The 23061-nt window shown below is 49.6% G+C and carries 22 protein-coding genes; 4 read left to right on the top strand and 18 right to left on the bottom strand.

All coding sequences use genetic code 11. The features are described 5' to 3' along the window. Positions 1 to 103: 103 nt before the first annotated feature. From QMG44_RS20265 to QMG44_RS20225, 9 genes are all read right to left on the bottom strand, one after another. Positions 104 to 1099 (bottom strand): PIN domain-containing protein, encoded by a 996-nt coding sequence (locus QMG44_RS20265; protein ID WP_244589700.1) that lies wholly within the window; start codon positions 1097 to 1099, stop codon positions 104 to 106. Between the two features lie 157 nt (positions 1100 to 1256). Further along, positions 1257 to 1691 carry a HigA family addiction module antitoxin gene (locus QMG44_RS20260; RefSeq protein WP_281853265.1) on the bottom strand — a complete coding sequence of 145 codons (435 nt, stop codon included), beginning with the start codon at positions 1689 to 1691 and terminating at the stop codon, positions 1257 to 1259. A gap of 80 nt (positions 1692 to 1771) precedes the next feature. Beyond that, on the bottom strand, positions 1772 to 3163 hold the full coding sequence (trbL, locus tag QMG44_RS20255; protein WP_281853264.1) for a P-type conjugative transfer protein TrbL: 1392 nt from the start codon (positions 3161 to 3163) through the stop codon (positions 1772 to 1774). Between the two features lie 2 nt (positions 3164 to 3165). Further along, positions 3166 to 3339, bottom strand: coding sequence for a hypothetical protein (locus QMG44_RS20250; protein ID WP_172946387.1), 174 nt, complete (start codon positions 3337 to 3339; stop codon positions 3166 to 3168). Between the two features lie 11 nt (positions 3340 to 3350). Then, the gene (trbJ, locus tag QMG44_RS20245) at positions 3351 to 4145 is read right to left on the bottom strand and encodes a P-type conjugative transfer protein TrbJ (protein ID WP_097752544.1); all 795 of its coding nucleotides are present in this window, start codon (positions 4143 to 4145) and stop codon (positions 3351 to 3353) included. A gap of 81 nt (positions 4146 to 4226) precedes the next feature. After that, positions 4227 to 4580: a conjugal transfer transcriptional regulator TraJ gene (gene traJ / locus QMG44_RS20240; protein ID WP_001588179.1), complete on the bottom strand. Its 354-nt coding sequence runs from the start codon at positions 4578 to 4580 to the stop codon at positions 4227 to 4229. 685 nt (positions 4581 to 5265) lie between these two features. Beyond that, a complete protein-coding gene (locus QMG44_RS20235) occupies positions 5266 to 6027 on the bottom strand; it encodes an ABC transporter ATPase (RefSeq protein ID WP_097752545.1) in 762 nt (253 codons plus the stop codon). After that, positions 6014 to 6871, bottom strand: coding sequence for a helicase RepA family protein (locus QMG44_RS20230; protein ID WP_149858136.1), 858 nt, complete (start codon positions 6869 to 6871; stop codon positions 6014 to 6016). The genes QMG44_RS20235 and QMG44_RS20230 overlap by 14 nt, the downstream gene beginning before the upstream one ends. 5 nt (positions 6872 to 6876) lie before the next feature. Beyond that, positions 6877 to 7107 (bottom strand): AlpA family transcriptional regulator, encoded by a 231-nt coding sequence (locus tag QMG44_RS20225; RefSeq protein WP_023308174.1) that lies wholly within the window; start codon positions 7105 to 7107, stop codon positions 6877 to 6879. Positions 7108 to 7184: 77 nt separating this feature from the next. On the opposite strand from QMG44_RS20225, the gene QMG44_RS20220 reads away from it, so the two are divergent. Then, positions 7185 to 8156, top strand: a complete 972-nt coding sequence (locus QMG44_RS20220; RefSeq protein WP_404997244.1) for a LuxR family transcriptional regulator — start codon at positions 7185 to 7187, stop codon at positions 8154 to 8156. 577 nt (positions 8157 to 8733) lie between these two features. Here the strand turns inward: QMG44_RS20220 and QMG44_RS20215 are convergent. The 4 genes from QMG44_RS20215 to guaB form a co-directional block, all read right to left on the bottom strand. Then, positions 8734 to 9363, bottom strand: coding sequence for a hypothetical protein (locus QMG44_RS20215; RefSeq protein ID WP_097752548.1), 630 nt, complete (start codon positions 9361 to 9363; stop codon positions 8734 to 8736). Between the two features lie 123 nt (positions 9364 to 9486). Next, positions 9487 to 10677 carry a site-specific integrase gene (locus tag QMG44_RS20210; RefSeq protein ID WP_097752549.1) on the bottom strand — a complete coding sequence of 397 codons (1191 nt, stop codon included), beginning with the start codon at positions 10675 to 10677 and terminating at the stop codon, positions 9487 to 9489. 307 nt (positions 10678 to 10984) lie between these two features. Further along, positions 10985 to 12562, bottom strand: a complete 1578-nt coding sequence (gene guaA, locus QMG44_RS20205; RefSeq protein WP_014171154.1) for a glutamine-hydrolyzing GMP synthase — start codon at positions 12560 to 12562, stop codon at positions 10985 to 10987. A 67-nt stretch (positions 12563 to 12629) separates the two neighbouring features. Then, positions 12630 to 14096: an IMP dehydrogenase gene (gene guaB / locus QMG44_RS20200; RefSeq protein ID WP_020883040.1), complete on the bottom strand. Its 1467-nt coding sequence runs from the start codon at positions 14094 to 14096 to the stop codon at positions 12630 to 12632. Between the two features lie 162 nt (positions 14097 to 14258). Between guaB and xseA the strand changes: the two genes are divergently transcribed. The 3 genes from xseA (at position 14259) to QMG44_RS20185 (ending at position 17075) form a co-directional block, all read left to right on the top strand. Further along, positions 14259 to 15632 (top strand): exodeoxyribonuclease VII large subunit, encoded by a 1374-nt coding sequence (gene xseA / locus QMG44_RS20195; RefSeq protein ID WP_047743070.1) that lies wholly within the window; start codon positions 14259 to 14261, stop codon positions 15630 to 15632. 72 nt (positions 15633 to 15704) lie between these two features. Then, on the top strand, positions 15705 to 16724 hold the full coding sequence (locus QMG44_RS20190) for a M4 family metallopeptidase (protein ID WP_014171157.1): 1020 nt from the start codon (positions 15705 to 15707) through the stop codon (positions 16722 to 16724). Next, positions 16725 to 17075, top strand: coding sequence for a protealysin inhibitor emfourin (locus QMG44_RS20185; RefSeq protein WP_032678683.1), 351 nt, complete (start codon positions 16725 to 16727; stop codon positions 17073 to 17075). Here QMG44_RS20185 and QMG44_RS20180 read toward each other — a convergent pair. The 5 genes from QMG44_RS20180 to bamB all read right to left on the bottom strand — a co-directional run bounded on the left by QMG44_RS20180 (position 17072) and on the right by bamB (position 23051). Further along, positions 17072 to 17293, bottom strand: a complete 222-nt coding sequence (locus QMG44_RS20180) for a zinc ribbon domain-containing protein (protein ID WP_025203470.1) — start codon at positions 17291 to 17293, stop codon at positions 17072 to 17074. The two genes, QMG44_RS20185 and QMG44_RS20180, sit on opposite strands and share 4 nt — an antisense overlap. 52 nt (positions 17294 to 17345) lie before the next feature. After that, positions 17346 to 18380, bottom strand: coding sequence for an oxidoreductase (locus QMG44_RS20175; protein WP_040018145.1), 1035 nt, complete (start codon positions 18378 to 18380; stop codon positions 17346 to 17348). A 65-nt stretch (positions 18381 to 18445) separates the two neighbouring features. After that, on the bottom strand, positions 18446 to 19987 hold the full coding sequence (locus tag QMG44_RS20170; protein ID WP_025203468.1) for a peptide MFS transporter: 1542 nt from the start codon (positions 19985 to 19987) through the stop codon (positions 18446 to 18448). Positions 19988 to 20287: 300 nt separating this feature from the next. Continuing rightward, on the bottom strand, positions 20288 to 21760 hold the full coding sequence (der, locus tag QMG44_RS20165) for a ribosome biogenesis GTPase Der (RefSeq protein ID WP_020883033.1): 1473 nt from the start codon (positions 21758 to 21760) through the stop codon (positions 20288 to 20290). Between the two features lie 112 nt (positions 21761 to 21872). Further along, positions 21873 to 23051 carry an outer membrane protein assembly factor BamB gene (bamB, locus tag QMG44_RS20160; protein WP_014171163.1) on the bottom strand — a complete coding sequence of 393 codons (1179 nt, stop codon included), beginning with the start codon at positions 23049 to 23051 and terminating at the stop codon, positions 21873 to 21875. Positions 23052 to 23061: the final 10 nt, after the last annotated feature.

Here is a 23061-nt window from a genome sequence, read left to right as displayed (position 1 = left end):
CCATTGCAATGTCATTGCGCAGCCCTTCCTGCAGTATTCCGCCAAAACAGCGAGTCGCCAGCATGGCTTTTGCCCATTCGATAAGAAGTAATATAATCCTTACTTAAGTATCAAGCATGTCCCACTCATCACCCAAAACCCATCGCAGGGCAGAGAGCTTCCCATTGAGCATCCCCCATTCAAAGTCGCTCCAAGGCCCAGTATCTTCATATTTATCCCTGACCCGTTGAGCTGCAATCTTTGCTTGGTCGAGGATATCTTCGTGAATCACATCATTGCCGTGGCGTTTTGTGCCAGCAGGTACTACCTCTATATCACCATTATCTAGGTGATACATCATGTTCATATGCCGGTTGTACCAAACTTTATCGAAGAGCTCGTCCATCGCAGACATGATTTCCTGAAGCCCACGAGTTTCGTCCTCCCAAGCAAAGCTATTCTCATAGTGAAATTCTTCAAGATCGAGCAGATCCTCGATGGCAGAGCTTGTGGCGTTAAAGAATAAAGAGCTGTTGCCGTCAAAAATATCTGCGAAATCGTCGTGTGGCTGCCTGTGGTCTTTGCCGGAAAAATCCGTCACATTGTGAGTGACAAATCTAAAGGTTTCGTACTCACTTATGTGCGACAGCCGAAACTCCTGGAAAGTCTCTGCTAACATTGCATCAGCCACACTATTCTTCTGCTTATGGAACGGTGCCTTCTTAGCGATAGCCCGCTCTGCCGCTCTGATTTTTGCGGTATCAGAGATTATAACTTCGTGGGCCATGTCAAAAAGTTTGGTAACACGATTTACTGTATTTTGATTAACTTCGGAAAGGATAGGTAATCTGTGATTAACATCATCCAAGGTACTGAGCGCAGTATCTTTACCATCACCGCCAAAAGACTCAACTACCCCTTTAATTACTCGGAATTCACTGGAAAGTCGTTTGCACGTAGCCTCAATAACCCTATCTTTATTTCGTTCGAACTCGGCACGTATCAGATCGGGCAGGAGTATTTTGATACTCCCATCCTCTACCAGATGTTCGATGGCAGTAAGCATTGGCAATTCAGCTTTTTTAGAGGAAATATCAAGCCAAACACATGTATCGAGCATTATTAGATGCATTAAAACTCCCAGAAGTTATGAAAGTCAAAGACCTTTATTCTATAAGATCGTTACCTAATAATCTAAGGTGTTTCAAGATGCTATGACTTGAAGAACTACTTTCAGACACTTGAGGGGCTGCGCAGATATTATGGCATATGAGTTATTATTTCTGCCGTCGTTCCTTCCGATCTTGCAACATCTGCAGATTGCTCCAAAAATCCTCGTCAGTACCAAATATGACAGCAAGAACGCGAGCCTCATCATCCGTAAGACGACGCAAACCGCAGATAATATCGTCAATATACTGCTTGCAGATACCCATAGCTTCCGCCAATTCATCATGAGACATGTTCAGCGGTTTCAAAAATTCCTCTACCAGCATCTCTCCCACTGTCACAGGCCCGACGTTATCTGATTTTGTGTAGTGCGCAAAAATCTCAGAACGCCCCTGCTCATACGTCAGCTCACCTGAAATAATACGTGCCTTAATGGACTCATAGAGCGCAGTACCACTGGGGTCCATTCCTTCAAGTCTCAGGGAAGCCTCTGCTTTGCGAAAGCCCTTAATACGTAACTGCGAATCGGGAGCCCTGGACATTTTTTCCTTTTATTTCCGTTAGTTATGCTCGCTCAGTGAAAGCGTCAGCTCACGCTACCTCGTTAACTGACGCGCGTGATTCAAGATTTATTATTGCCGGATAAGCTATCTCCGGCAAAATCATCATGTTCGCGGTTATCCCGACGAGTAGCTGTTTGTTTACGTATCTGAGTCGCCAACTCCCCTCCAAAAGTCTGTTGAGCTCGGGAAGAATTGCTACTTCGCTTCATTTTCTGGTACTCAGCAGCTCCGTTGGCCATGATGCTTCCCATATGACTTGCCATGCGGCCAGCTCGTGAGAATGAAGCAAACCCCTTACTTCCTCCGCTGGCGCTAACTGAACTGCTCCCTGCTGACGAACCACCGAAACTGCCTGAGGGTTGGCCTCCAGAAGTATCTACAGAACCAGTATCTTCCCCGCTGCCAAATCCTCCACCGGAACTGCCTCCACCGCCTGAACCAGATTCCTCGGCCATGGCAGCTTGCGCAGACTCGAACGCTGCCTTTAATGCAGAGGCTCCGCCGCTGACTTGAGCTGATGCCCCCATTGCCATTGCTCCAGCGCCGCTGATGGAAGTAGCGGCAGCGCCGGTAAACATACCCGCCCCAAATCCACCAATCCCTTGTAAAGAAGCCCCTCCTACAACACCTGATAACAACAGTGGTAGCTTATTCGTTAATACTAACAGGACAATTGACGCCAGAAGCAAAACGATAAGACTATTAAGATCAGGAACATCATCTTTAATAAGAGAAAAATATTGATCTATAAATGATTGTCCAATCCCAATAATTAATGTCATCGAGAATAATTGAATACCAATCGATAAAACAGTTCGTAAGTAATTAATTGCTATATCAGAGGTCCATTTCGAACCACCAAATCCAAGCAATATAACTCCTGCATAACATAACACCCATGCAGAAACCAACATGATTAGCATATTTATCGCTATAAGGGACATCACTACCAAAACGATTATCGCGACTGTTATCATAATGGTGGATATCATTGGCGACCAAATTGATGCGGCTGAACTGACCTTTGTTAATATCGCAAACGCCATATCAACTATGCTTGAGGGCGAAATACCAGTACTTATTCCTAAAGCGTTTGCTGCAAGTTGTCTCATTGAATTAATTATGGATTGCGATATGGATGGGCCGTTGATTAAAAGATAATAAAAAAAACCAATGACGGCAAAAAAGCGAACTATTTCAGCAAGTACGCCTGTCAACCCTTCCCCTTGCATCGCCATCATACCAAATGTCCAAACCATACTTATTAATACCAGCCCCCAGAAGAGCCAATTTGCATAGTCAGCAATTACTGTTGTCCATGTACTGGCTACTTGTTGAAACTTATCTAATAAAGAATCAAGTAGCCCGCTACTATCTAATTGACCAGCATAGGCATTTATAGAAAAGAAAAGTATGATACCTAAAAAGGTGAGCTTACTTACTATTTTCATGATTACCATTCTCGTTTAGGGCTTGGTTTATTATTACTCCGTAGAGCACATTTATCGTATTTATTTTCATCAAATTTATTATCTGGCGTCGATAAACAATCTTTATCATTTTTATCGCAAGAACATATAGCCAATAAACTGATCAGAATAAATACAATCAAAAGATTACCTTTCATTCTGCGTTCCCTCACCAATTTCGCTTGGGGCTTGGTGTATTCTCTCCAGCTAACGCTTTTTCATCAGCGGCTATCTGTTGTGATTCTTTATCTGCCTGAGCCTGTGCCAGTGTTGCTGCAGCGTTTTGCTGGGCTACCAGAAGTGAGCGGATTTGCAGTAACTGATTTGTCTGTGCACTGGCAAGCTGGTTTGCCGCCTGAATAGCTTCCATTTGCCCTTGTGCGCCGCTTGCCTGAGTTTGTAATTCGGCAAGATTATCAGCATCGCTCTGCAGGGTGTTCTGCTGTTCGTCAATTACCTTAAATACTGCGTCATTGGCCTTTTTACGCGCCCCTGAGCTGTTCTGTTCAGCTTCACGCAGTGCACTAATTTCAGACGAGGTACATTCAACATTGCTGTTAAAGCAAGGTGATGTCCTGTAGTAGTTAACATCCTGATATCGTTTCAGGTACGCATCGAGACTCCCGGCCTGATTCTTGTAGTAATTAAGGGTATCCTGCACCTGCAACAATTTATTAATTGTTGAATTTGCCTGGTCCCAGATATAGGCCGCAGGAGCTACGGTGTTCTGCAGCATGTTTTCATACTGCTGCAGCTGCGTCTGGTACTGCTGGATTTGTTTAGCCACAGCCTGAACGTTGTTAACTGCGCTGATTGTGGTCTGAACCACATTGGTGCCATCAATAACGGGAATTCCGGCCTTCACCGGTAATGCCATGACGGACGCCACGAAAGGAACTATTAAAGCTTTTTTAGCGGCTAAAATCCCTCTTTGTGATGAAACCACTCGGAACATTAAATTCATTTTCTCACCTCTTATTCAACAGATTAGTAATCTTTAACACTCTGTCTGTTAACAGACGCAGGTATATAGGAAACCGCACATTTATTTATCCAAGATTTTATCCATAATGTTCCTTAGTTCTTGCCGAGTTGATTCTATTTTCGCAAGCAAGGTTCTTATCAGTGTGGGTGAAAAATCAACTGTTCGAGGATCATTTGCGAGCCATAATTTAAGTAATCCTCCAAGTCTTCCAAGGTCAGCGTTTACTCGGCTAAGTTCATTAACCTGTTTTATATCTACGATAGAATCAACCTGATAACCCATTGCAACTCTACGAACAAAACAGGCAACACTTAATCCAGATGCTTCTGCATTTTCTTGGATGAGAATTTTTTCTTCGGGTAAACAATAAACTTTTATTGGCGTACTATTTTTTCTAGTCTGAGTAACTTTCATATAGCTCTCCATACAGGCGGTAGCCTGGCAGCCTCGCAGAGCAGGACGCCCTTGAGCCGCGATGCGGCGAATAGGGAGTGGTAAAGTTGGAACACCGTAGCGGTGGGCCTACTTTACATGTCCTGCCATACAATTGCCGTTGTATATCTGTGCACGGCAATGTGTATTTCAGTGTACAGGATGTGTTTTCTTAGCGTATTAATATAGGATTACTCGAGTAAAGATCTGCAGCAAATGTGTTTTTTGCAAGGAAACTATATTTCTCCCTTTTGAAAATGACCTTTAGTAGTTATAAATGGACGTCCACACTGTATTTATGTTTCGATATATCGTAAGAAGTTTTTTATTTTCTAATGCACTTTTTTACTTACCTTGTCTGAGCATGTGCATTGCAGATTTTAGCGGCTAAAATCTGCCTCACTATGCATAAAGCCAAGGGTGTACCTCATATGTCATAAAATCTACCTCAAGTGTTAATATGCCAAGCGTGTAAGTAATCTCTTCTTCTGGCGTACAACCATCGGCCTTTGGCCGATTCTAGATTTGAAAGCGCCTGCTCAGGCAGGTGATTTCAAAGCCTGAATATACTGATTGATCCTGAATAACCTGCAAAGGAGTTAAAAAATCAGGCCTCTGTAGCACACTGGCGGGCCGTTACAGCACATCGCCGGGCCGTAACGACACGCTACCGGGCCGTTGTAGCTCGTTTTATCCTAGAATTTTGTATCTCAATGCCAATCGCTAGAAATTGTTTGCTATCTTCTTTTAATCTCCTCCGATAGTTACGTAATGTCATATTATTAGTACCTTCACCACTGACAGCTAAAATTAATGTATCAATATGCCAGCCGCCTTTAGGATCGTGCTTATGTGTTAATATATGACGTGCAACTGCTTGGCTAATACCATGCTGGAGACGAGCAATAGGACCCGGATCATGATGAAAATGCAAATCTCGCTTCAACAACATTACCAATGCAACACCCAAGCGTACTCTCCATAGGTTACGTTCACCACCAGTTAGAGGATTACGCCTGGTCATCGGTGAGGGTACGACATGGTCAATTAAACCGCCTAGAATGCAATAACCGTTTTTTTCTAAATCTGGTGTTACTATTTCAACAGTTGCCACTCGTAGATCAACGAGTAGTTTTTTAATTCGATCATAACTGTATTGTGCATCGGATAGAGTTCGGCGTACTTTCGCTGGATCTACTAATAACTCGATTCCTCCATCAGAAATTTCTCGACGTTTCTCGGCCACATAGAGCATTGTTTCCACAATATCCGCATGACGTTGTCCTAGTCTTCCGGTAACTCGACAACGACCAAAACTAGTCTCCATCCACTGCCCCTTCAGCGTCAAGGGACGTTGACTTGGTTGGTACAGAATGACTCTAGCCTGCAGAGCTGTACTAGTAGGTGTAACTTTATTACCAGTTATCATTTTCTGCACCACTCCATGAAGACATACATTCTTTTGCTATTTGTTTTTTATTCTTCGATTTGAGTTGCGTTATCCTTAATACTCCCCCCTCATGTCTCTGTAACCAACGATCTGGCGCACGTTCTCCATAATTTGCTTTATTTATTCCAAATCTAACAAATTGACCTCGAACATCATCAGAAATACCATACGTCTTCGCTTCTAAGGCGGTCATGCCCGCCAGATAAGATTGCCACCGTATATTATCAACCAGGACGCTACTCCCCCTGCTTGCCTGCTGTATATCACCAACACCCATCGTGGCAGCGCCTTTGTTTGAATGGTGTAGAAATATAATCGAACATCCAGTATCAGCAGCAATACCTTCTAGCTTTCCAATGACTTTGGACATTGCTGCGCTATTATTCTCATCCTCCTGGTGGAAACGGCGAAGAGTATCCAAAATTATTAAACGTCTACCTTTTGAAACTTCATTGATCAAGTTTCTCCAATCCGGCAAGAAAATATTTGGACACTTCCCGACCAAAGGTTCGACCAGTAGCTTATCAGCTACAATCTGCTGCTGACGTGCTGTTAGATATTTTCCCAAAGCATATAAACGATGGTGAACGATGGTTTCAGAGTCCTCCACAGGTAAATATGCCACCAACCCAGTCGGATATTCACCAAAATTTAAAAGATCTACACCACAAGTAATCTGCACAGCCAATTGTAATGCCAGCATTGACTTTCCAACACCTCCCGGAGAAACAATCGCTCCGATAGTACCAATAGCCAAATTAGGCAAGACGTAATCAATTGGTTGCGGCTTAGCTTCAAATGCTTCCATTATGTTCAATGACATTGCTGTTACCTACCTAAAACAACACCGGGTCTGGCCGCTTTAAACATTGCTGATTTACGATCCGCAATCCACTGTTCTACTTCGGATAACTGCCATGCAACATTTCGGCTAGTAAGTGCTATACGGCGAGGAAACTCGCCTCGCTGTTCAAGGTTATAAATAGTGCGGGCTGACAATGGGATCATTTCCAGAAGTGTTTTTCTGTTAATGAGCGTGCTATGTGCCTTTGTTTGCATCTGCCTTCCTCCTGTTTCCAATCAGGCCTATACAATGCCAAGCATTACCACTTGCTAAAACCTATTCATTGGCTAAAATGGTTGACATGAAAATTACTATCTGGGAAGGCTGTGACCTCACAGTTGCAGCTGCAATTAAATTATTTGTAGAGCGTAGTTCTCCGTACTCGATATTTTCACGGAGGTATCCAATACTGCGTCTCATACAGGAAGTTATTGATCCAGCAGTAGCTGCTTATGTAAATTCCCTGCCACCAAGTCATAAAGACTACATTTCTGGAGTAAATCTAGGATTTAGTGAAGTACTTAAAAAAGTGGGTTTAAACGTCGTAGTACAGGCACAAAGACTTCTTTTGCGTAATTTCGTTCTGACTTTAGATCAACAAACTTCTCTTGATAAATGCTTTACCGCTACGATTGAGTCTCTTATTGAATTAGTCAGTGAGTGCGCATCCAAGCGGCCGAAGAAATCCTCTCCTGCAAAAGGAGTAACTATAAATTCACAGCGTAAGCTCGGTTATTGCGAGTTCTGCGGTAATCTAACCGAATTTTCCAAGTTGATCAGTGAGATATCAGAATTTGTTGCTAACGATAATGAGTTCCCCATTCATGAAAAACAGGTCCTTAGTCATCGATATTGTTCTGAACATAGGCCCAAACTCATCAATGGTCTATGGAATCCCAAATACAGACAAGGAAAGCGGTCTCTCGAACAGTTCAATAAAGAATTAATAAGGCTTAGACGGCAATGTGCTAAACCTCATAAAGTTAACGCAAACACAGGGGATATATTGATTGATACATATTTTCATGAGTGGATGCAGGGTCAAACTTTAACCCCAGCAGATCTAGATAAACTTAGGAATATCGCCAGACGAATGGTTGACTCCAAATTCACTGATACTAAGAAAAAAATAATCATATTAAAACACCAAGGTTTTAACCAGTTTGAAACCGCACGGGTTTTAGAAAAAAATCACTACACAACTATGACAAAGCAGGCTGTGTCCAAAGCCTTAGCGTCTGTGAGGAAAGAATTTTATATTTAAAATAGTATATCCACTAGCTATTATGGTGGCAGTTTAAGTCTTAATATCATCCACTTTATTGAATTATAACCAGCCACTTACGAGGGTTTTTCGCGATTACCCTGTTTCAAATTGATGATTTTGAAAATACAGTATTATAGTTTATTGTTTGTAGCGCAGCTGTAAGCGTTATGCAAAACGGATCACAGTGATACTACCTCACCAGTAAATCACTGAAGCCGATCTGTAATGACATAGAACGAATTGGTTTTATGGTTATGCAATGGCTCATCCCCTTACTTGTCCCTGACCATAAAAAGCATTCGCTTTCCTGAAAGCAAGTCTAAGCCAAGGGGCGTTTACAGTTGTCTTATCTTGACTCATTAGGTACTGGCTTAATTATTAGAATCATGTCGATGGCATTTAGGTCCTAATATGCCCAAAATTTTAGCAGCTAAAATTCGTCTTCTCATGTAGGGTCAAGAAGCTTATGACTTAACCTATTGATTATGCGAATTACCTTGTGAGTAATACTCGTAGGATGGAATCTTCCAAAACTCTGACAATTCACTCTGAATGCATGGTAACAAAGAACAGTTTAAACCATGGTCTGTTCAGCGTTAAATTTCTCAAGATAGACTTCCATTTCGCGAGTCCACCTAGGGGTAGGTACCGAGGTGATCATTAGCCACGGAAACCACCATACAAGCATGAAGAGTAACATAAGCGGTGCGATCATTTCGGCCGAAGAATGAGAAACTATATACATAATGAATAATATTAGTAGAACTGTGTTTGCAATTTGACCTGCCTGAAAAAGACGCCAGCGAAAACAATGCCATTTCCTGTTGAACACAATCCGTCCATCCCGTTCTTCGAGCCAGTTACGCCACGGCTTGAGATAACCAGCCCGTAACCCATAACGATCACACATTATTACAGCCAAATCTTGCAGCCGATAATTATACAAGCCTGTGAGCCGATAAAGGCTGCGCTGACGAAGCTCACGCTTTGCCAGACGGACCGCATTTTTATTCAAATATGGCTGTGTCAGCATTTGCTCTAGCCGGCGCTTCCTAAGATTGAGTAGTCCACGAAATACACTTCCAGATTCAGCATTAATTAGTCTGTGACGAACTACACCGAGTGCAATATAGATACACAGCAATAGCCAGCCGGTCTTAGGGTATTGATTCATCCATTGTATAATTACAGACAACTCAGGCACTCTTATTTTTCCTTTTTATGCAATCCAGATAAAACCAGTAAAGATTCAGTAAATTTTAGCGGCTAAAATTGCTCTCCTAGCGTAGATAAAAGAAGCATATCCACTTAACTTACTGATTGTTAACTACTTACTAGTCCATTCATCAATCATATTCGCCCAATCTTGTAGCATCTCAGCCCTCTGCTCACGATATTCAGCCTTGTTATAAACAGCTCGTACCCCTTTTTGTTCATGGGCAAGGCTCTTCTCAATCCAGTCAGTATTGTACCCGGCCTCATGTAGCAAGGTGCTGGCTGTACGCCGTAAGTCATGGGGACCAAACTTAGGCAACAACTCCCCTTCTTTCTGAGCCAGGCGATACGTCAGTGTCAAAACCCGGTTTAAAGTAGCGCTACTCATTGGCGCATCGGAATCGTACCGCGAAGGAAGGATAAAATCAGAGCTACCGGCAAAGGTTTTGAGAGCAATCATAATATCCATTGCCTGTCTGGAAAGAAAAACCAAATGTGGATTACGTCGTTTCATCCTCTCCTTTGGTATCGTCCATAATGCCTCACTAAAATTGATCTCGTTCCAGGTTGCGTTAGTAAGCTCACTTTTACGTACCATCGTTAACAGCAAAAGTTTAACCGCTGCTCTGATTGATGGCGTCGTTCCTACCCGTTCCATGTACCGATACATCAGACCAATTTCAATTGGCGTCAATGCCCTGTCTCGAGGCTCAAATTTCGCTATGCTTGCAGGCCGTACCAGATCAGCAGGATTCTCCACCTTCTGACCGCGCTCAATAGCCCAGCGATAGACTTGCAATACAATCTCTCTGGCGTGTACAGCTGTCGCCGGTGCCCCTCTCTCGACAATGTTATCGGTTAATGCGCGTAAGTCTTCATGTGTAATCTCACTAAGTTTCTGCTGGGCAAATTTTGACTTCAACTCCCTTTGATATACCGAACGCCGCATATCACGCGTCGATTCAGCCATTTGATAACCGCGTAACCATTTCTCAGCCCACGCACCAAAAGTCTCCGCATCTTTGATACGCGCTTTATCTCTGGCTTTTTCCCTCGCAGGCGATCTTCCACTGGCAACCATTTTTTTGGCTTCATTGAGCCGTTCACGCGCTTCTGCAAGCGTGATCCCTCCAACACCATAGCGGCCAAAAGTAACGGTCTCCTGTCTTCCGTTTATTGAATAGTTATAACGAAATGAAATAGTTCCAGCCGGAGTGACCGCAACATACAGACCATCACGGTCATTAACTTTATAGAGTTTCTCCTTCGGCTTAAAGTGACGCAGCCTGGTGTCAGTCAACATGGTTTATTGTTTTCCTTTATCAAAAAATACCATGTTGTAATAAATTCAGAAAAGTCGTTTAACTATCTGTTTTTAATCGAGTTATAAAAAACAAATACCATAACTCAACCGAAATTTATCACATGGTACTTTTTCAAACCTGAATTCGAAATCAGAGAGTACCATCAAAAATTCCATTGAAAAAACCGTGCTTCCCGTTGCTAACAGCTGCCAGAAAGTGCCAGACATAAAAACAAAAAAGCCCGCAGTTACGCGGACTTAGAGGTACTTTACTGCTTTTACGTGCAGGCTGTTGCCAGACGCGAAATCATTCCCACTCAATCGTAGCCGGTGGCTTACCGCTGATGTCATACACCACACGGGAGATACCGTTCACTTCGTTGATAATGCGGTTAGAGACGCGGCCCAGGAAGTCGTACGGCAGGTGCGCCCAGTGCGCGGTCATGAAGTCGATGGTTTCTACCGCACGCAGGGAAACAACCCAGTCGTACTTACGGCCATCGCCCATCACGCCGACAGAGCGCACCGGCAGGAACACGGTGAACGCCTGGCTCACTTTATTGTACAGGTCAGCTTTGTGCAGCTCTTCAATGAAGATAGCGTCCGCACGACGCAGCAGGTCGCAGTACTCTTTCTTCACTTCGCCCAGCACACGCACGCCCAGACCTGGACCCGGGAACGGGTGACGGTAGAGCATGTCGTATGGCAGACCCAGTTCCAGGCCGATCTTACGTACTTCATCTTTGAACAGCTCACGCAGCGGTTCAACCAGGCCCATCTTCATCTCTTTCGGCAGGCCGCCCACGTTGTGGTGAGATTTGATAACGTGTGCTTTACCGGTTGCGGAAGCCGCAGATTCAATCACGTCAGGGTAGATGGTGCCCTGCGCCAGCCATTTAACGTCTTCCAGCTTCAGCGCTTCTTCATCGAACACTTCAACGAAGACGCGACCGATGATTTTACGTTTCGCTTCCGGATCGTTCTCGCCGGCCAGCGCGTCGAGGAAGCGCTTCTCGCCTTCCACGTGAATGATGTTCAGACCGAAGTGGTCGCCGAACATATCCATAACCTGCTGCGCTTCATTCAGACGCAGCAGACCGTTGTCCACGAATACACAGGTCAGGTTTTTGCCGATTGCGCGGTGCAGCAGCATCGCGGTGACAGAGGAGTCAACACCGCCGGACAGGCCGAGGATCACTTTGTCATTGCCAACCTGCTGGCGGATACGCTCAACGGCGTCGTCGATGATTTTTGCTGGCGTCCACAGTGCTTCACACTGGCAGATATCACGCACGAAGCGTTCCAGCATGCGCATACCCTGACGGGTGTGGGTCACTTCCGGGTGGAACTGCACACCGTAGAAGCGTTTTTCTTCGTTCGCCATAATCGCAAACGGGCAGTTATCGGTGCTGGCAACGGTCACAAAGTCAGACGGGATGGCGGTGACTTTGTCGCCGTGGCTCATCCACACGTCCAGCAGCGGTTTGCCGTCTGCGGTCAGGGAGTCTTCGATACCGCGAACCAGCGCGCTGTCGGTGACGACTTCAACCTGCGCGTAGCCAAACTCACGCTCGTTAGACCCTTCTACGTGGCCGCCCAGCTGCATGGCCATGGTCTGCATACCGTAGCAAACGCCGAATACCGGCACGCCCGCTTCAAACACGTACTGCGGTGCGCGTGGGCTGTTCTCTTCGGTGGTGCTTTCCGGGCCGCCGGACAGGATGATGCCGCTTGGATTGAATTCGCGAATCTGTGCTTCCGTGACATCCCATGCCCACAGTTCACAGTAAACGCCCAGTTCACGTACGCGACGCGCCACCAGTTGAGTGTACTGAGAACCAAAGTCCAGGATGAGAATGCGATGTTTATGAATGTTTTCCGTCATTGACGCTAATTCCGAGGCAAGTGAAACAAATACAGAGCGCCCGGCATGAGCCGGGCGCGGAAATTTATCAGGAGCCCAGACGGTAGTTCGGGGACTCTTTGGTGATCGTCACGTCGTGAACGTGGCTCTCCTGGATACCCGCACCGCTGATGCGTACGAATTCCGCTTTAGTACGCAGCAGGTCGATGGTACCACAGCCGGTCAGACCCATACAGGAGCGCAGGCCGCCCATCTGCTGGTGAATGATCTCTTTCAGGCGGCCTTTATAGGCAACGCGGCCTTCGATACCTTCCGGCACCAGTTTGTCAGCGGCGTTATCGCTCTGGAAGTAACGGTCGGAAGAGCCTTTGGACATCGCGCCCAGGGAGCCCATACCACGGTATGATTTGTAAGAACGGCCCTGGTAGAGTTCGATTTCGCCCGGGGATTCTTCAGTACCGGCCAGCATGGAGCCAACCATGACGGCTGCAGCACCTGCAGCGATCGCTTTCGCGATGTCGCCAGAGAAGCGGATACCGCCGTCAGCGATAACCGGAATACCGGTACCTTCCAGCGCTTCAACCGCGTCGGATACCGCGGTGATCTGCGGAACGCCTACGCCAGTCACGATACGGGTGGTACAAATAGAGCCAGGACCGATACCGACTTTCACCGCGCTGCAGCCTGCTTCAGCCAGTGCGCGAGCGCCTGCGCCCGTTGCAACGTTACCGCCGATGATCTGCAGGTCTGGGTATTTCGCACGGGTTTCACGAATACGTTGCAGAACGCCTTCGGAGTGGCCGTGAGAGGAGTCAATCAGCAGTACGTCAACGCCCGCAGCCACCAGCGCGTCAACACGCTCTTCGTTACCTGCACCCGCACCAACGGCAGCACCTACGCGCAGACGGCCATGCTCGTCTTTACAGGCGTTAGGCTTACGTTCTGCTTTCTGGAAATCTTTAACGGTGATCATGCCCAGCAGGTGGAAGTTCGCGTCCACAACCAGTGCTTTCTCAACGCGCTTCTCGTGCATTTTAGCCAGCACGACGTCACGGGTTTCGCCTTCACGGACGGTTACCAGACGCTCTTTCGGGGTCATGTATACGCTGACAGGCTGGTTCAGGTCAGTCACGAAACGCACGTCACGGCCGGTGATGATGCCCACCAGTTCGTTATCTTCGGTGACAACCGGGTAACCGGCGAAACCGTTACGTTCGGTCAGGGCTTTCACTTCGTGCAGGGTGGTGGTTGGCAGAACGGTCTGTGGGTCAGACACGATGCCGGATTCATGTTTCTTCACGCGGCGAACTTCTTCAGCCTGACGCTCGATAGACATGTTTTTATGAATAAAGCCGATGCCACCTTCCTGTGCCAGGGCGATAGCCAGGCGCGCTTCAGTCACGGTGTCCATTGCCGCAGAGAGCATAGGAATGTTCAGGCGAATCGTTTTCGTCAACTGCGTGCTGAGATCGGCAGTATTCGGCAGAACGGTGGAATGAGCGGGAACGAGGAGGACGTCGTCAAACGTCAGTGCTTCTTTAGCGATACGTAGCATGGGCAATATCTCTGACCTGGTGGGTGGTTAAATATTGCCGTGGCATTATACAGAGCGTAACCGATTGCATCCACACTTTTTTATAAAAAAACCTTGCACTCCCCTCTCAGCAGGTTACTATCGACTGAATAACTTGCTGATTTAGAATTTGATCCCGCTCACATGTTATCCACTCAATCCCCCTCAATTTTTACTGTCAGCCGCCTTAATCAGACGGTTCGTTTGCTGCTTGAGCAGGAAATGGGGCAGGTCTGGATCAGCGGTGAAATCTCTAACTTCACGCAGCCTTCATCTGGTCACTGGTACTTCACGTTAAAAGACGACACCGCTCAGGTGCGCTGTGCAATGTTCCGCAACAGCAACCGCCGCGTGACGTTTCGCCCTCAGCATGGTCAGCAGGTTCTGGTTCGTGCCAATATCACCCTGTATGAGCCGCGCGGCGATTACCAAATCATCGTCGAAAGTATGCAGCCTGCGGGCGAAGGTGTGTTGCAGCAGAAGTACGAGCAGCTAAAAGACAAACTCTCGCAAGAGGGTCTGTTCGATCAGCAGTTCAAAAAACCGCTCCCTTCACCTGCCCACTGCGTTGGGGTGATTACGTCAAAAACCGGGGCGGCACTGCACGACATACTTCATGTCCTCAAACGCCGCGACCCGTCCCTGCCCGTTATCATCTACCCGACCGCTGTTCAGGGTGATGACGCACCGGGTCAGATTGTCCGCGCCATTGAACTTGCAAACGCACGTCAGGAATGCGACGTGCTGATTGTCGGGCGTGGCGGCGGTTCGCTGGAAGACCTGTGGAGCTTTAACGACGAACGCGTGGCACGGGCCATTTTCGCAAGCCAGATCCCGGTCGTCAGCGCCGTCGGCCACGAAACGGACGTGACGATAGCTGATTTTGTGGCGGATTTACGCGCGCCAACGCCCTCCGCAGCCGCGGAAGTGGTGAGCCGCAATCAGCTGGAGCTGCTGCGTCAGCTGCAGAATGGTCGGCAACGTCTGGAAATGGCGATGGACTATTTCCTGGCCAACCGGACGCGCCGGTTTACCCAGCTTCATCATCGCCTGCAACAGCAGCATCCGCAATTGCGGCTGGCCCGTCAGCAAACCGTGCTGGAGCGTCTGCGTCAGCGAATGAACGTCGCACTGGATATTCAGCTCAAGCGCGCGGTCTCGCGCCAGCAGCGTATTACTCAGCGCCTGAACCAGCAGAACCCACAGCCAAAGATTTATCGCGCGCAAACGCGTATCCAACAGCTTGAGTATCGACTGGCAGACACTATCCGCGCACGTCTTAGCACCACACGTGAACGCTTTGGCAACGCCGTGACCCACCTCGAGGCGGTCAGCCCGCTCTCGACGCTGGCACGAGGCTATAGCGTAACGACCGCCACCGACGGTAAAGTGCTGAAGCAAACGAAGCAGGTGAAAGCCGGAGATGTTCTCACCACCCGTCTGTCAGACGGCTGGGTGGAGAGCGAAGTGAAAGAGATTAAACCGGTGAAAAAAACGCGCCAGCGAAAAACCGGATAATTCTTCGTCGGTTACAAACTATACTGCTGCTATTCCCTTTTATCTGGCCTTGCCCGAACTAAGGAGAGCAGCATGTCTTATCTTCACAGCGTCATTCCCCCCTATATTCTTCGTCGCATTATCGAAAGTGGCTCTGAGCCGCAGCAGCGCTGCGCCCGTCAGACATTAACGCATGTGCAAACGCTCATGGCGCATATGCCGGGCAAACCCGCCGCGCCGCACGTCAATAAAGCCGGTCAACTGGAGCGTGATATTTACGATGCCAGACAGACGCAGGAGCTGCCGGGTACCCAGGTGCGTTATGAGGGCCAGCCGTCAAATGGCGATGTGGCCGTTGATGAAGCCTACAATTATTTGGGGGTCACCCATGATTTCTTCTGGAAAATGTATCAGCGCGATTCGCTTGATAATAAAGGCCTGATCCTGACCGGTACCGTGCACTATGGCCGGGAATATCAGAACGCCTTCTGGAATGGTCAGCAGATGGTCTTTGGTGATGGCGACGGCGAAATATTTAACCGCTTTACTATTGCCATTGACGTCGTGGCCCACGAGCTAAGCCACGGTGTCACCGAGACCGAAGCCGGGCTTATCTATTTTGAGCAGTCTGGCGCGCTAAATGAATCATTGTCAGATGTATTTGGCTCGCTGGTCAAACAGTACCACCTCAAACAGACCGCCGATGAAGCCGACTGGCTGATTGGTGAGGGGCTGCTGGCAGACGGTATTAACGGCAAAGGGCTGCGCTCCATGTCAGCGCCCGGCACCGCCTATGACGATCCTCTGCTCGGTAAAGACCCGCAGCCTGGGCACATGAAAGACTTTATCAAAACGCGCGAAGACAACGGCGGCGTACACCTGAATTCAGGTATTCCCAACCGGGCGTTTTATCTGGCCGCGAAGGCGATTGGGGGTCATGCCTGGGAAAAAGCGGGATATGCCTGGTACGACACAGTTTGCGACCGTCACCTGGCGCAAGATGCCGATTTTGAGGCCTTCGCAAAACTGACGGTTGCCCACGGCGAGAAACGGTCCGGTGGCGACGTGGCGGCTGCGATAAAACAAGCCTGGGAACAGGTGGGAGTGCTGTAAATGCAGGTTCCGGAACTCACAGATGACGCCGTCGTTGAGCTGGCCCGGGAAGGCGGCGTCGCTTTTATTCCTAAGCTAAGCGGCCAACGCACCATTACGCTTTCGTCACTCAACGAGGCCCAGCGTCAGCGCGTGGTAAACATCCTGGAGCAGGCATTTCCACGCGGCCAGCCGCCGGGTGAACCCACCTCGCCAGGGAGTGGCGATCAGCGTTATTTTCGCATCCAGATAATCTGGACTCAGCACAATCAGGCCCAGTACACCGATATGATTGTGCTGGTGCCTGAGCAGGAAGCCCCTGAGTCGCTGGTCGAGCTGTGGCAGAAAGGCGAAGGCTGCGTGTGTGATTAAGCCTCAGCCGGGACAAACTCCACGCGCTTTTTCGAAATCAGGCCGTGGCCGTTCTGGCAGAAATAATCCACCGCACCGCAGGCTTTTAAGACCTGGAGTGGCTGATGACACTCCGGGCAGCGGGCTTCGAGCGCGATATCCTTATCGCAGTGCTCACAGTGGGCGACGCCATTTTGCACTTCAAGCTCTGCGTGGCAATCCGGGCAGGTAATCGACATGATGACTCCTTTGCTGGGCATTCTGTAATACGTTGATATTAACACGCAGCACTCAGTGCGGGCCACGCAGCTGTTGCTGTAAGGTCAGCAGCAGTTCTACTTCCGCCATTCGACGGCGTGTCGTCCGGCTCACTTCTTCCGGGTCACATTCGAACAGACTTTTCTGCCCCAGAATGCGCTCTGCCAGGCAGTGCGTATAAATCGTGCCTGGAATATGCCAGCGCTGAACCCGATCGCCGTCCGTCAGCACGAGCACATCTTCTGCTCCGTGACGATCGTGGCTTATGACGCGCCCGTCATGCAGATACAGCCGTAACCCTTTTTGCCCGCCTGACGGTCCCGCATATTTGTTGAGCCAAATCTCCACCGGAATGCCACTAAGCTGCCCGCGAAGATGAGCGCTGCCCTCTGCCGTGGTGAGATCGCCCTGTTTGATCTCACGCCCAAGCCGGTCAGTAGCGGCCACCACCTGCAGCGTCATATCATCCCCGCCCCCCAGATAACGCACCGTTTCACGCAGCATCGCCAGCACATGCGTGCCGATGTCCAGGATAACGCCGTCAGGATGGCGAAGCGTGCGGGTGTCCACTTCACCCGTCGCGAAGTTAAGCGCGACAGGTTCTCCTTTTGCGTTAAACCCGCTCGGTTCCTGCAAAAAACCGTCAATTCTGGCGATATCAGCAAAAGTCCCGATCAGCCCAAGCTGAACCGTTGCGAGGCGCGCCATCCAGTGGTCAAGTGCGAGCACACGGGACGCCGCACCGGGCAACGCCAGCAGTCTGTTCAGTTTTTCGAGCTGCGAGAGCGTGGCGACGATGGGTTTTTCAACCACGATCCGCGCCACAGGAGACGCCAGGGCGTACTCCAGCACCTCAAGATGCTGCAGAGAAACCGTGGTAATAAACAGGGTATCAAGAGGATGCGAGAGAAGTTCGGTGAGAGAGGCGCAGCGCGTTACGCCTTCAGGGTGCCTGCCAGGCTGAACATCAAAACCCAGGCAGTGCAGTGAATCGCCATACAGATTGTGTAGTGCGGGTAAATAAGCGGTTTCCACCACCGCGCCAAGCCCAACAAACCCTAACAGCATCTTCTACCTCGTCGAGTAAATTACCGGGGCAAACGCCTGCCCCGGTATCGACGAGCGAGGCGTTATCAGGCGTTAGCGGCCGGTTTAGTCTGCGCATTTTCCAGCATGCGACGTACCGGAACAATGAGGACGATCAGCACCGCAGCACAAATCAGCAGCGCGATGGAGCAACGTGCGAAGAGATCCGGCAGCATATCTAGCTGGTCGGCCTTCACGTGACCGCCAATCAGACCTGCCGCCAGGTTGCCCAGCGCACTTGCGCAGAACCACAGGCCCATCATCTGCCCACGCATTCTTTCCGGTGCCAGCAGCGTCATGGTCGCCAGACCAATCGGGCTCAGGCACAGTTCCCCCAGCGTCAGCATCAAAATGCTCCCCACCAGCCAGAATGGCGACACGCCCGCGCCACCGTTATTCAGTACGTTCTGCGCAGCCAGCATCATCAGACCAAAGCCTGCGGCGGCACACAAAATACCAATAACAAACTTGGTGATACTGCTCGGACGAATGTTCATGCTGGCAAGTTTCGGCCAGGCCCAGCTGAATACCGGCGCCAGCAGGATGATGAACAGGGCGTTAATCGACTGGAACCATACCGCCGGGATTTCGAAGTCACCGATCATGCGGTTAGTGTAGTCGTTGGCAAAGAGGTTGAATGACGTTGGCTTCTGCTCGAAGGCGGACCAGAAGAACGCAGCGGAGACCAGCAGAATAAAACAGACCAGAAGTCTGGCACGCTCTTTACGATTCAGGCCCGCAAAAAGGAACAGGTAGATAAAGTAAAGGGCAACGGACGCCGCAATCACGTAAACCAGCACGCTGGCTACCGCAACCGGGTTAATCACAATCACACCCTGCGCGATCAGCGTAACGATAACAGCTACACCCACAGCCAGCGCCAGCAACCATGCGCCCACGCCGTTTCTTTTCACCACCGGGCTATTCCAGGTCGAGTCCAGCCCCACTTCGCTGTCATAGCGTTTCATTGCCGGAACGGCAAACACGCGGAAGATGATCAGGGCAACCAGCATCCCGATGCCACCAATGCCGAAGCCCCAGTGCCAGCCGTGAGATTTAATCAGCCAGCCGGAAATCAGCGGCGCGATAAACGAGCCCATGTTGATGCCCATGTAGAACAGCGAGAAACCGCCGTCACGACGCGCATCGCCTTTTTTGTACAGCGTCCCCACCATGACCGAGATACAGGTTTTAAACAGACCAGAACCGAGCACGATGAACATCAGGCCGATAAAGAACAGGTTATCGCCCATGATGGCCGAAAGCGCAATCGACAGGTGGCCGAGCGCAATCAGGATGGATCCGTACCAGACGGCTTTCTGCTGGCCGAGCCAGTTATCCGCCAGCCACCCACCCGGCAGTGCGGCCAGGTACATGGTGCCGGCAAAGATGCCCACAATTGCCGACGCGTTTTCACGTGCCAGCCCCATCCCGCCGTCATACACGGTGGCGGCCATAAACAGGATCAGTAATGGGCGAATGCCGTAAAACGAGAAACGTTCCCACATCTCGGTAAAGAACAGCGAACCGAGCGGATAAGGGTGGCCGAAGAACGTTCGGCTTTCTTTTTGATTAACAGAGGATTGCATAATTCTCCCAGGAAGGTATGTGTCGTGCTTGTAAACACCAGCATGTACGCCGGCCAGTTACGTATCTGACCGATTTTTTACATGCAGCGAAAAGTTAGTTAACCATTTGATAACCAGTCGCTAGTTTTGTCTAGTACCGGACCCTGGACTTTAAGATGAAAATTCGATGATTGTCTACTTTCTTAGATTTAAACTTGGTTAAAAGTGAATAGTGATTGACATCACACAGAGTGGACTGGCGGTATGAGCGGGCGAAAAAAAGCCCGCGATCAACGCGGGCTTCAGAAAGAACGGCAACGCTTATTTGCTTTTCTTAATGTGCTTAATCAAACGCTTACGCTTACGCATCTGGTTTGGCGTCAGGGTATTGCGCTTGTTGGCGAACGGGTTCTCCCCTTCCTTGAACTGGATGCGGATTGGCGTGCCCATTACGTCCAGTGATTTACGGAAGTAGTTCATCAGATAGCGCTTGTAGGAATCCGGCAGGTCTTTAACCTGGTTGCCGTGAATCACCACGATTGGTGGGTTATAACCACCGGCGTGAGCATATTTCAGCTTCACGCGACGACCACGCACCAGCGGCGGCTGATGGTCTTCTGCTGCCATGTTCATGATACGGGTCAGCATGGCGGTGCTCTGACGACGGGTGGAGCTGTCGTACGCTTCACGCACGGACTCAAACAGATTACCTACACCGCTGCCGTGTAACGCAGAGATAAAGTGCACGCGAGCAAAGTCGATAAAGCCCAGACGGAAGTCGAGCGTCTCTTTCACCTGCTCTCTCACCTCATTACTCAGGCCATCCCATTTGTTGACCACGATAACGAGTGAGCGCCCACTATTCAGAATGAAGCCGAGCAGAGAAAGGTCCTGATCGGAGATACCTTCACGCGCATCGATGACCAGCATGACCACGTTGGCATCTTCAATCGCCTGCAGGGTCTTGATAACGGAGAATTTTTCAACCACATCGGTGATTTTCCCGCGCTTACGTACGCCTGCGGTGTCAATGAGCACATACTCACGCTCATCGCGCTGCATCGGGATATAAATACTGTCGCGGGTGGTGCCCGGCATGTCGTAAACGACCACACGCTCTTCGCCGAGGATACGGTTAGTAAGTGTAGACTTACCTACGTTTGGACGGCCCACGATGGCCAGTTTGATCGGCAGATCCTGCGGGTTGAAGTCGTCTTCAGGCTCTTCCTCGCCCGCTTCGCCGTCTTCGAACTGCGCCCAATATTCGGCGTCTTCATCGATCTCTTCCGGCGGGTTAACTTCATCAACCCACGGCAGCAAAACGGTTTCCAGCAGGCTGGTCACGCCACGGCCATGAGATGCCGCGATCGGGTAGATTTCGCCCAGACCTAAGGACCAGAAATCCGCAACCGCCTGGTCTGCATCAATACCGTCAGTTTTGTTCGCCACCAGGAAAGTGGGTTTTTCACGCGAGCGCAGATGTTTCGCAATAGCGGAGTCCGCCGGCATCAGGCCTGCGCGAGCGTCCACCATAAACAGAACCACGTCAGCTTCTTCAATCGCCAGCAGCGACTGTTCCGCCATACGGGTTTCAACACCATCTTCTGTCCCGTCAATACCACCGGTATCAATACAGATGAACTCGCGTCCTTCTACTTCTGCACGACCGTACTTACGGTCACGCGTCAGCCCCGGGAAATCCGCAACCAGCGCATCACGGGTGCGTGTTAAACGGTTAAAAAGAGTGGATTTTCCAACGTTAGGGCGCCCGACAAGCGCGACCACAGGTACCATGTTTGAAGCCTCATAAAATTCAAATAAACGTCGCATTTGCGGCGTTTTTAAAAATGTCAAAACGGCTCCTGAGTGAACAGGAGCCGTTTAGTATACTACAACCGCTGGGTAATTAACGCGTGATCGCGTACAGCGTGCCGTCTTTTGCCTGAATCAGCAGTTTGCCGTCAGCCACGACCGGTTCCGTCAGGAAACCTGAGCTGTCGACTTTTTGCTGAGCAACAAAACGACCGTTGTCCGGGTCAATCCAGTGCATATACCCTTCGCTATCACCCACCACCAGGCTACCGTTATACAGTGCTGGTGCGGTCAGCAGACGGTGCAGCAGATCGCTTTGCGTCCACAGCGTAACACCACCTTCGGTGCTGAGCGCCAGCAGACGGTCGTTCTGATCAACCATATAGATACGGTTGCCATCAACCACGAAATCATTTACCGAGCCCAGTTCACGTTTCCACATGACCTGGCCGCTGCGCAGATCCAGCGCGGTCAGGTTACCGTTATAGGCCAGTGCGTAAACCACACCGTCTACGATAACCGGGGTCGTGTCGACATCGCTCAGACGATCGATTTCCGTTGAGCCTGTCGCCTGGGAAATACGCTGCTGCCAGATCATCTGGCCTTGCTGCATCAGTACCGCGCTTACACGACCGTTGTCACCGCCAACAATGGCAGCACCAAAGGCGGTAGCCGGCGCAGATTCACCGCGCAGGGACAAGGAAGGCATATCCAGGTTCACGGTCCATTTCACCAGACCATCGGCTTCGTTCAGCGCCTGCAGCTGGCCGTTGCTGGTGTGGATCAGTACCATGCCGTCGCTCACGACCGGACGAGACAGAGACTCACCGGCCACGGAGGTTTGCCATGCAACAGAACCATCGCTGGTGTTGAGAGCATAGACCTGGGCTTTTTCGCTACCCACGTACACATGCCCACCGGCAACGGTCAGACCGCCAGAAAGCAGTGCCGGTTTACGAGAGAACCAGCCGTCTTTTTCCGCCAGGTTAACCGACCACACTTCTTTCCCGTCATCGGCATTAACCGCCTTCACGGTACCTTTGCGGTCAGCCGCATAGATAACGCTGTCGGCAAAAGCCGGGTGCAGGTTGGAATAAAAATCACCAATACCATCGCCCACGGAGGTGCTCCACGCGGTGGACGGGGTAAACTGGTTTTCAACAGTCGGCAGTGGGGACATTTTCACAACGTCTTCTTCGCCACTGAACAGTGAACAGCCACTCAATAACGTAACAGAAAGCAGTCCTGGCAGAAGTAATTTACGCAATTGCATCGGGTCCCTC

It is taken from the genome of Enterobacter sp. 200527-13 (assembly GCF_027924865.1).
In the GTDB taxonomy this organism is placed as follows: Bacteria; Pseudomonadota; Gammaproteobacteria; order Enterobacterales; family Enterobacteriaceae; genus Enterobacter; species Enterobacter ludwigii.
Note: the sequence above shows the minus strand (reverse complement) of the source record. Positions and strands in the feature narration are given on the sequence as shown.

Excerpts from the sequence above, each read along its gene's own strand:
- QMG44_RS20265 (WP_244589700.1), bottom strand. The coding sequence starts at position 1,099 with ATGCTCGATACATGTGTTTGGCTTGATATTTCCTCTAAAAAAGCTGAA.
- QMG44_RS20260 (WP_281853265.1), bottom strand. The coding sequence starts at position 1,691 with ATGTCCAGGGCTCCCGATTCGCAGTTACGTATTAAGGGCTTTCGCAAA.
- trbL (WP_281853264.1), bottom strand. The coding sequence starts at position 3,163 with ATGAAAATAGTAAGTAAGCTCACCTTTTTAGGTATCATACTTTTCTTT.
- QMG44_RS20250 (WP_172946387.1), bottom strand. The coding sequence starts at position 3,339 with ATGAAAGGTAATCTTTTGATTGTATTTATTCTGATCAGTTTATTGGCT.
- trbJ (WP_097752544.1), bottom strand. The coding sequence starts at position 4,145 with ATGAATTTAATGTTCCGAGTGGTTTCATCACAAAGAGGGATTTTAGCC.
- traJ (WP_001588179.1), bottom strand. The coding sequence starts at position 4,580 with ATGAAAGTTACTCAGACTAGAAAAAATAGTACGCCAATAAAAGTTTAT.
- QMG44_RS20235 (WP_097752545.1), bottom strand. The coding sequence starts at position 6,027 with ATGATAACTGGTAATAAAGTTACACCTACTAGTACAGCTCTGCAGGCT.
- QMG44_RS20230 (WP_149858136.1), bottom strand. The coding sequence starts at position 6,871 with ATGTCATTGAACATAATGGAAGCATTTGAAGCTAAGCCGCAACCAATT.
- QMG44_RS20225 (WP_023308174.1), bottom strand. The coding sequence starts at position 7,107 with ATGCAAACAAAGGCACATAGCACGCTCATTAACAGAAAAACACTTCTG.
- QMG44_RS20220 (WP_404997244.1), top strand. The coding sequence starts at position 7,185 with ATGGTTGACATGAAAATTACTATCTGGGAAGGCTGTGACCTCACAGTT.
- QMG44_RS20210 (WP_097752549.1), bottom strand. The coding sequence starts at position 10,677 with ATGTTGACTGACACCAGGCTGCGTCACTTTAAGCCGAAGGAGAAACTC.
- guaA (WP_014171154.1), bottom strand. The coding sequence starts at position 12,562 with ATGACGGAAAACATTCATAAACATCGCATTCTCATCCTGGACTTTGGT.
- guaB (WP_020883040.1), bottom strand. The coding sequence starts at position 14,096 with ATGCTACGTATCGCTAAAGAAGCACTGACGTTTGACGACGTCCTCCTC.
- xseA (WP_047743070.1), top strand. The coding sequence starts at position 14,259 with ATGTTATCCACTCAATCCCCCTCAATTTTTACTGTCAGCCGCCTTAAT.
- QMG44_RS20190 (WP_014171157.1), top strand. The coding sequence starts at position 15,705 with ATGTCTTATCTTCACAGCGTCATTCCCCCCTATATTCTTCGTCGCATT.
- QMG44_RS20185 (WP_032678683.1), top strand. The coding sequence starts at position 16,725 with ATGCAGGTTCCGGAACTCACAGATGACGCCGTCGTTGAGCTGGCCCGG.
- QMG44_RS20180 (WP_025203470.1), bottom strand. The coding sequence starts at position 17,293 with ATGTCGATTACCTGCCCGGATTGCCACGCAGAGCTTGAAGTGCAAAAT.
- QMG44_RS20175 (WP_040018145.1), bottom strand. The coding sequence starts at position 18,380 with ATGCTGTTAGGGTTTGTTGGGCTTGGCGCGGTGGTGGAAACCGCTTAT.
- QMG44_RS20170 (WP_025203468.1), bottom strand. The coding sequence starts at position 19,987 with ATGCAATCCTCTGTTAATCAAAAAGAAAGCCGAACGTTCTTCGGCCAC.
- der (WP_020883033.1), bottom strand. The coding sequence starts at position 21,760 with ATGGTACCTGTGGTCGCGCTTGTCGGGCGCCCTAACGTTGGAAAATCC.
- bamB (WP_014171163.1), bottom strand. The coding sequence starts at position 23,051 with ATGCAATTGCGTAAATTACTTCTGCCAGGACTGCTTTCTGTTACGTTA.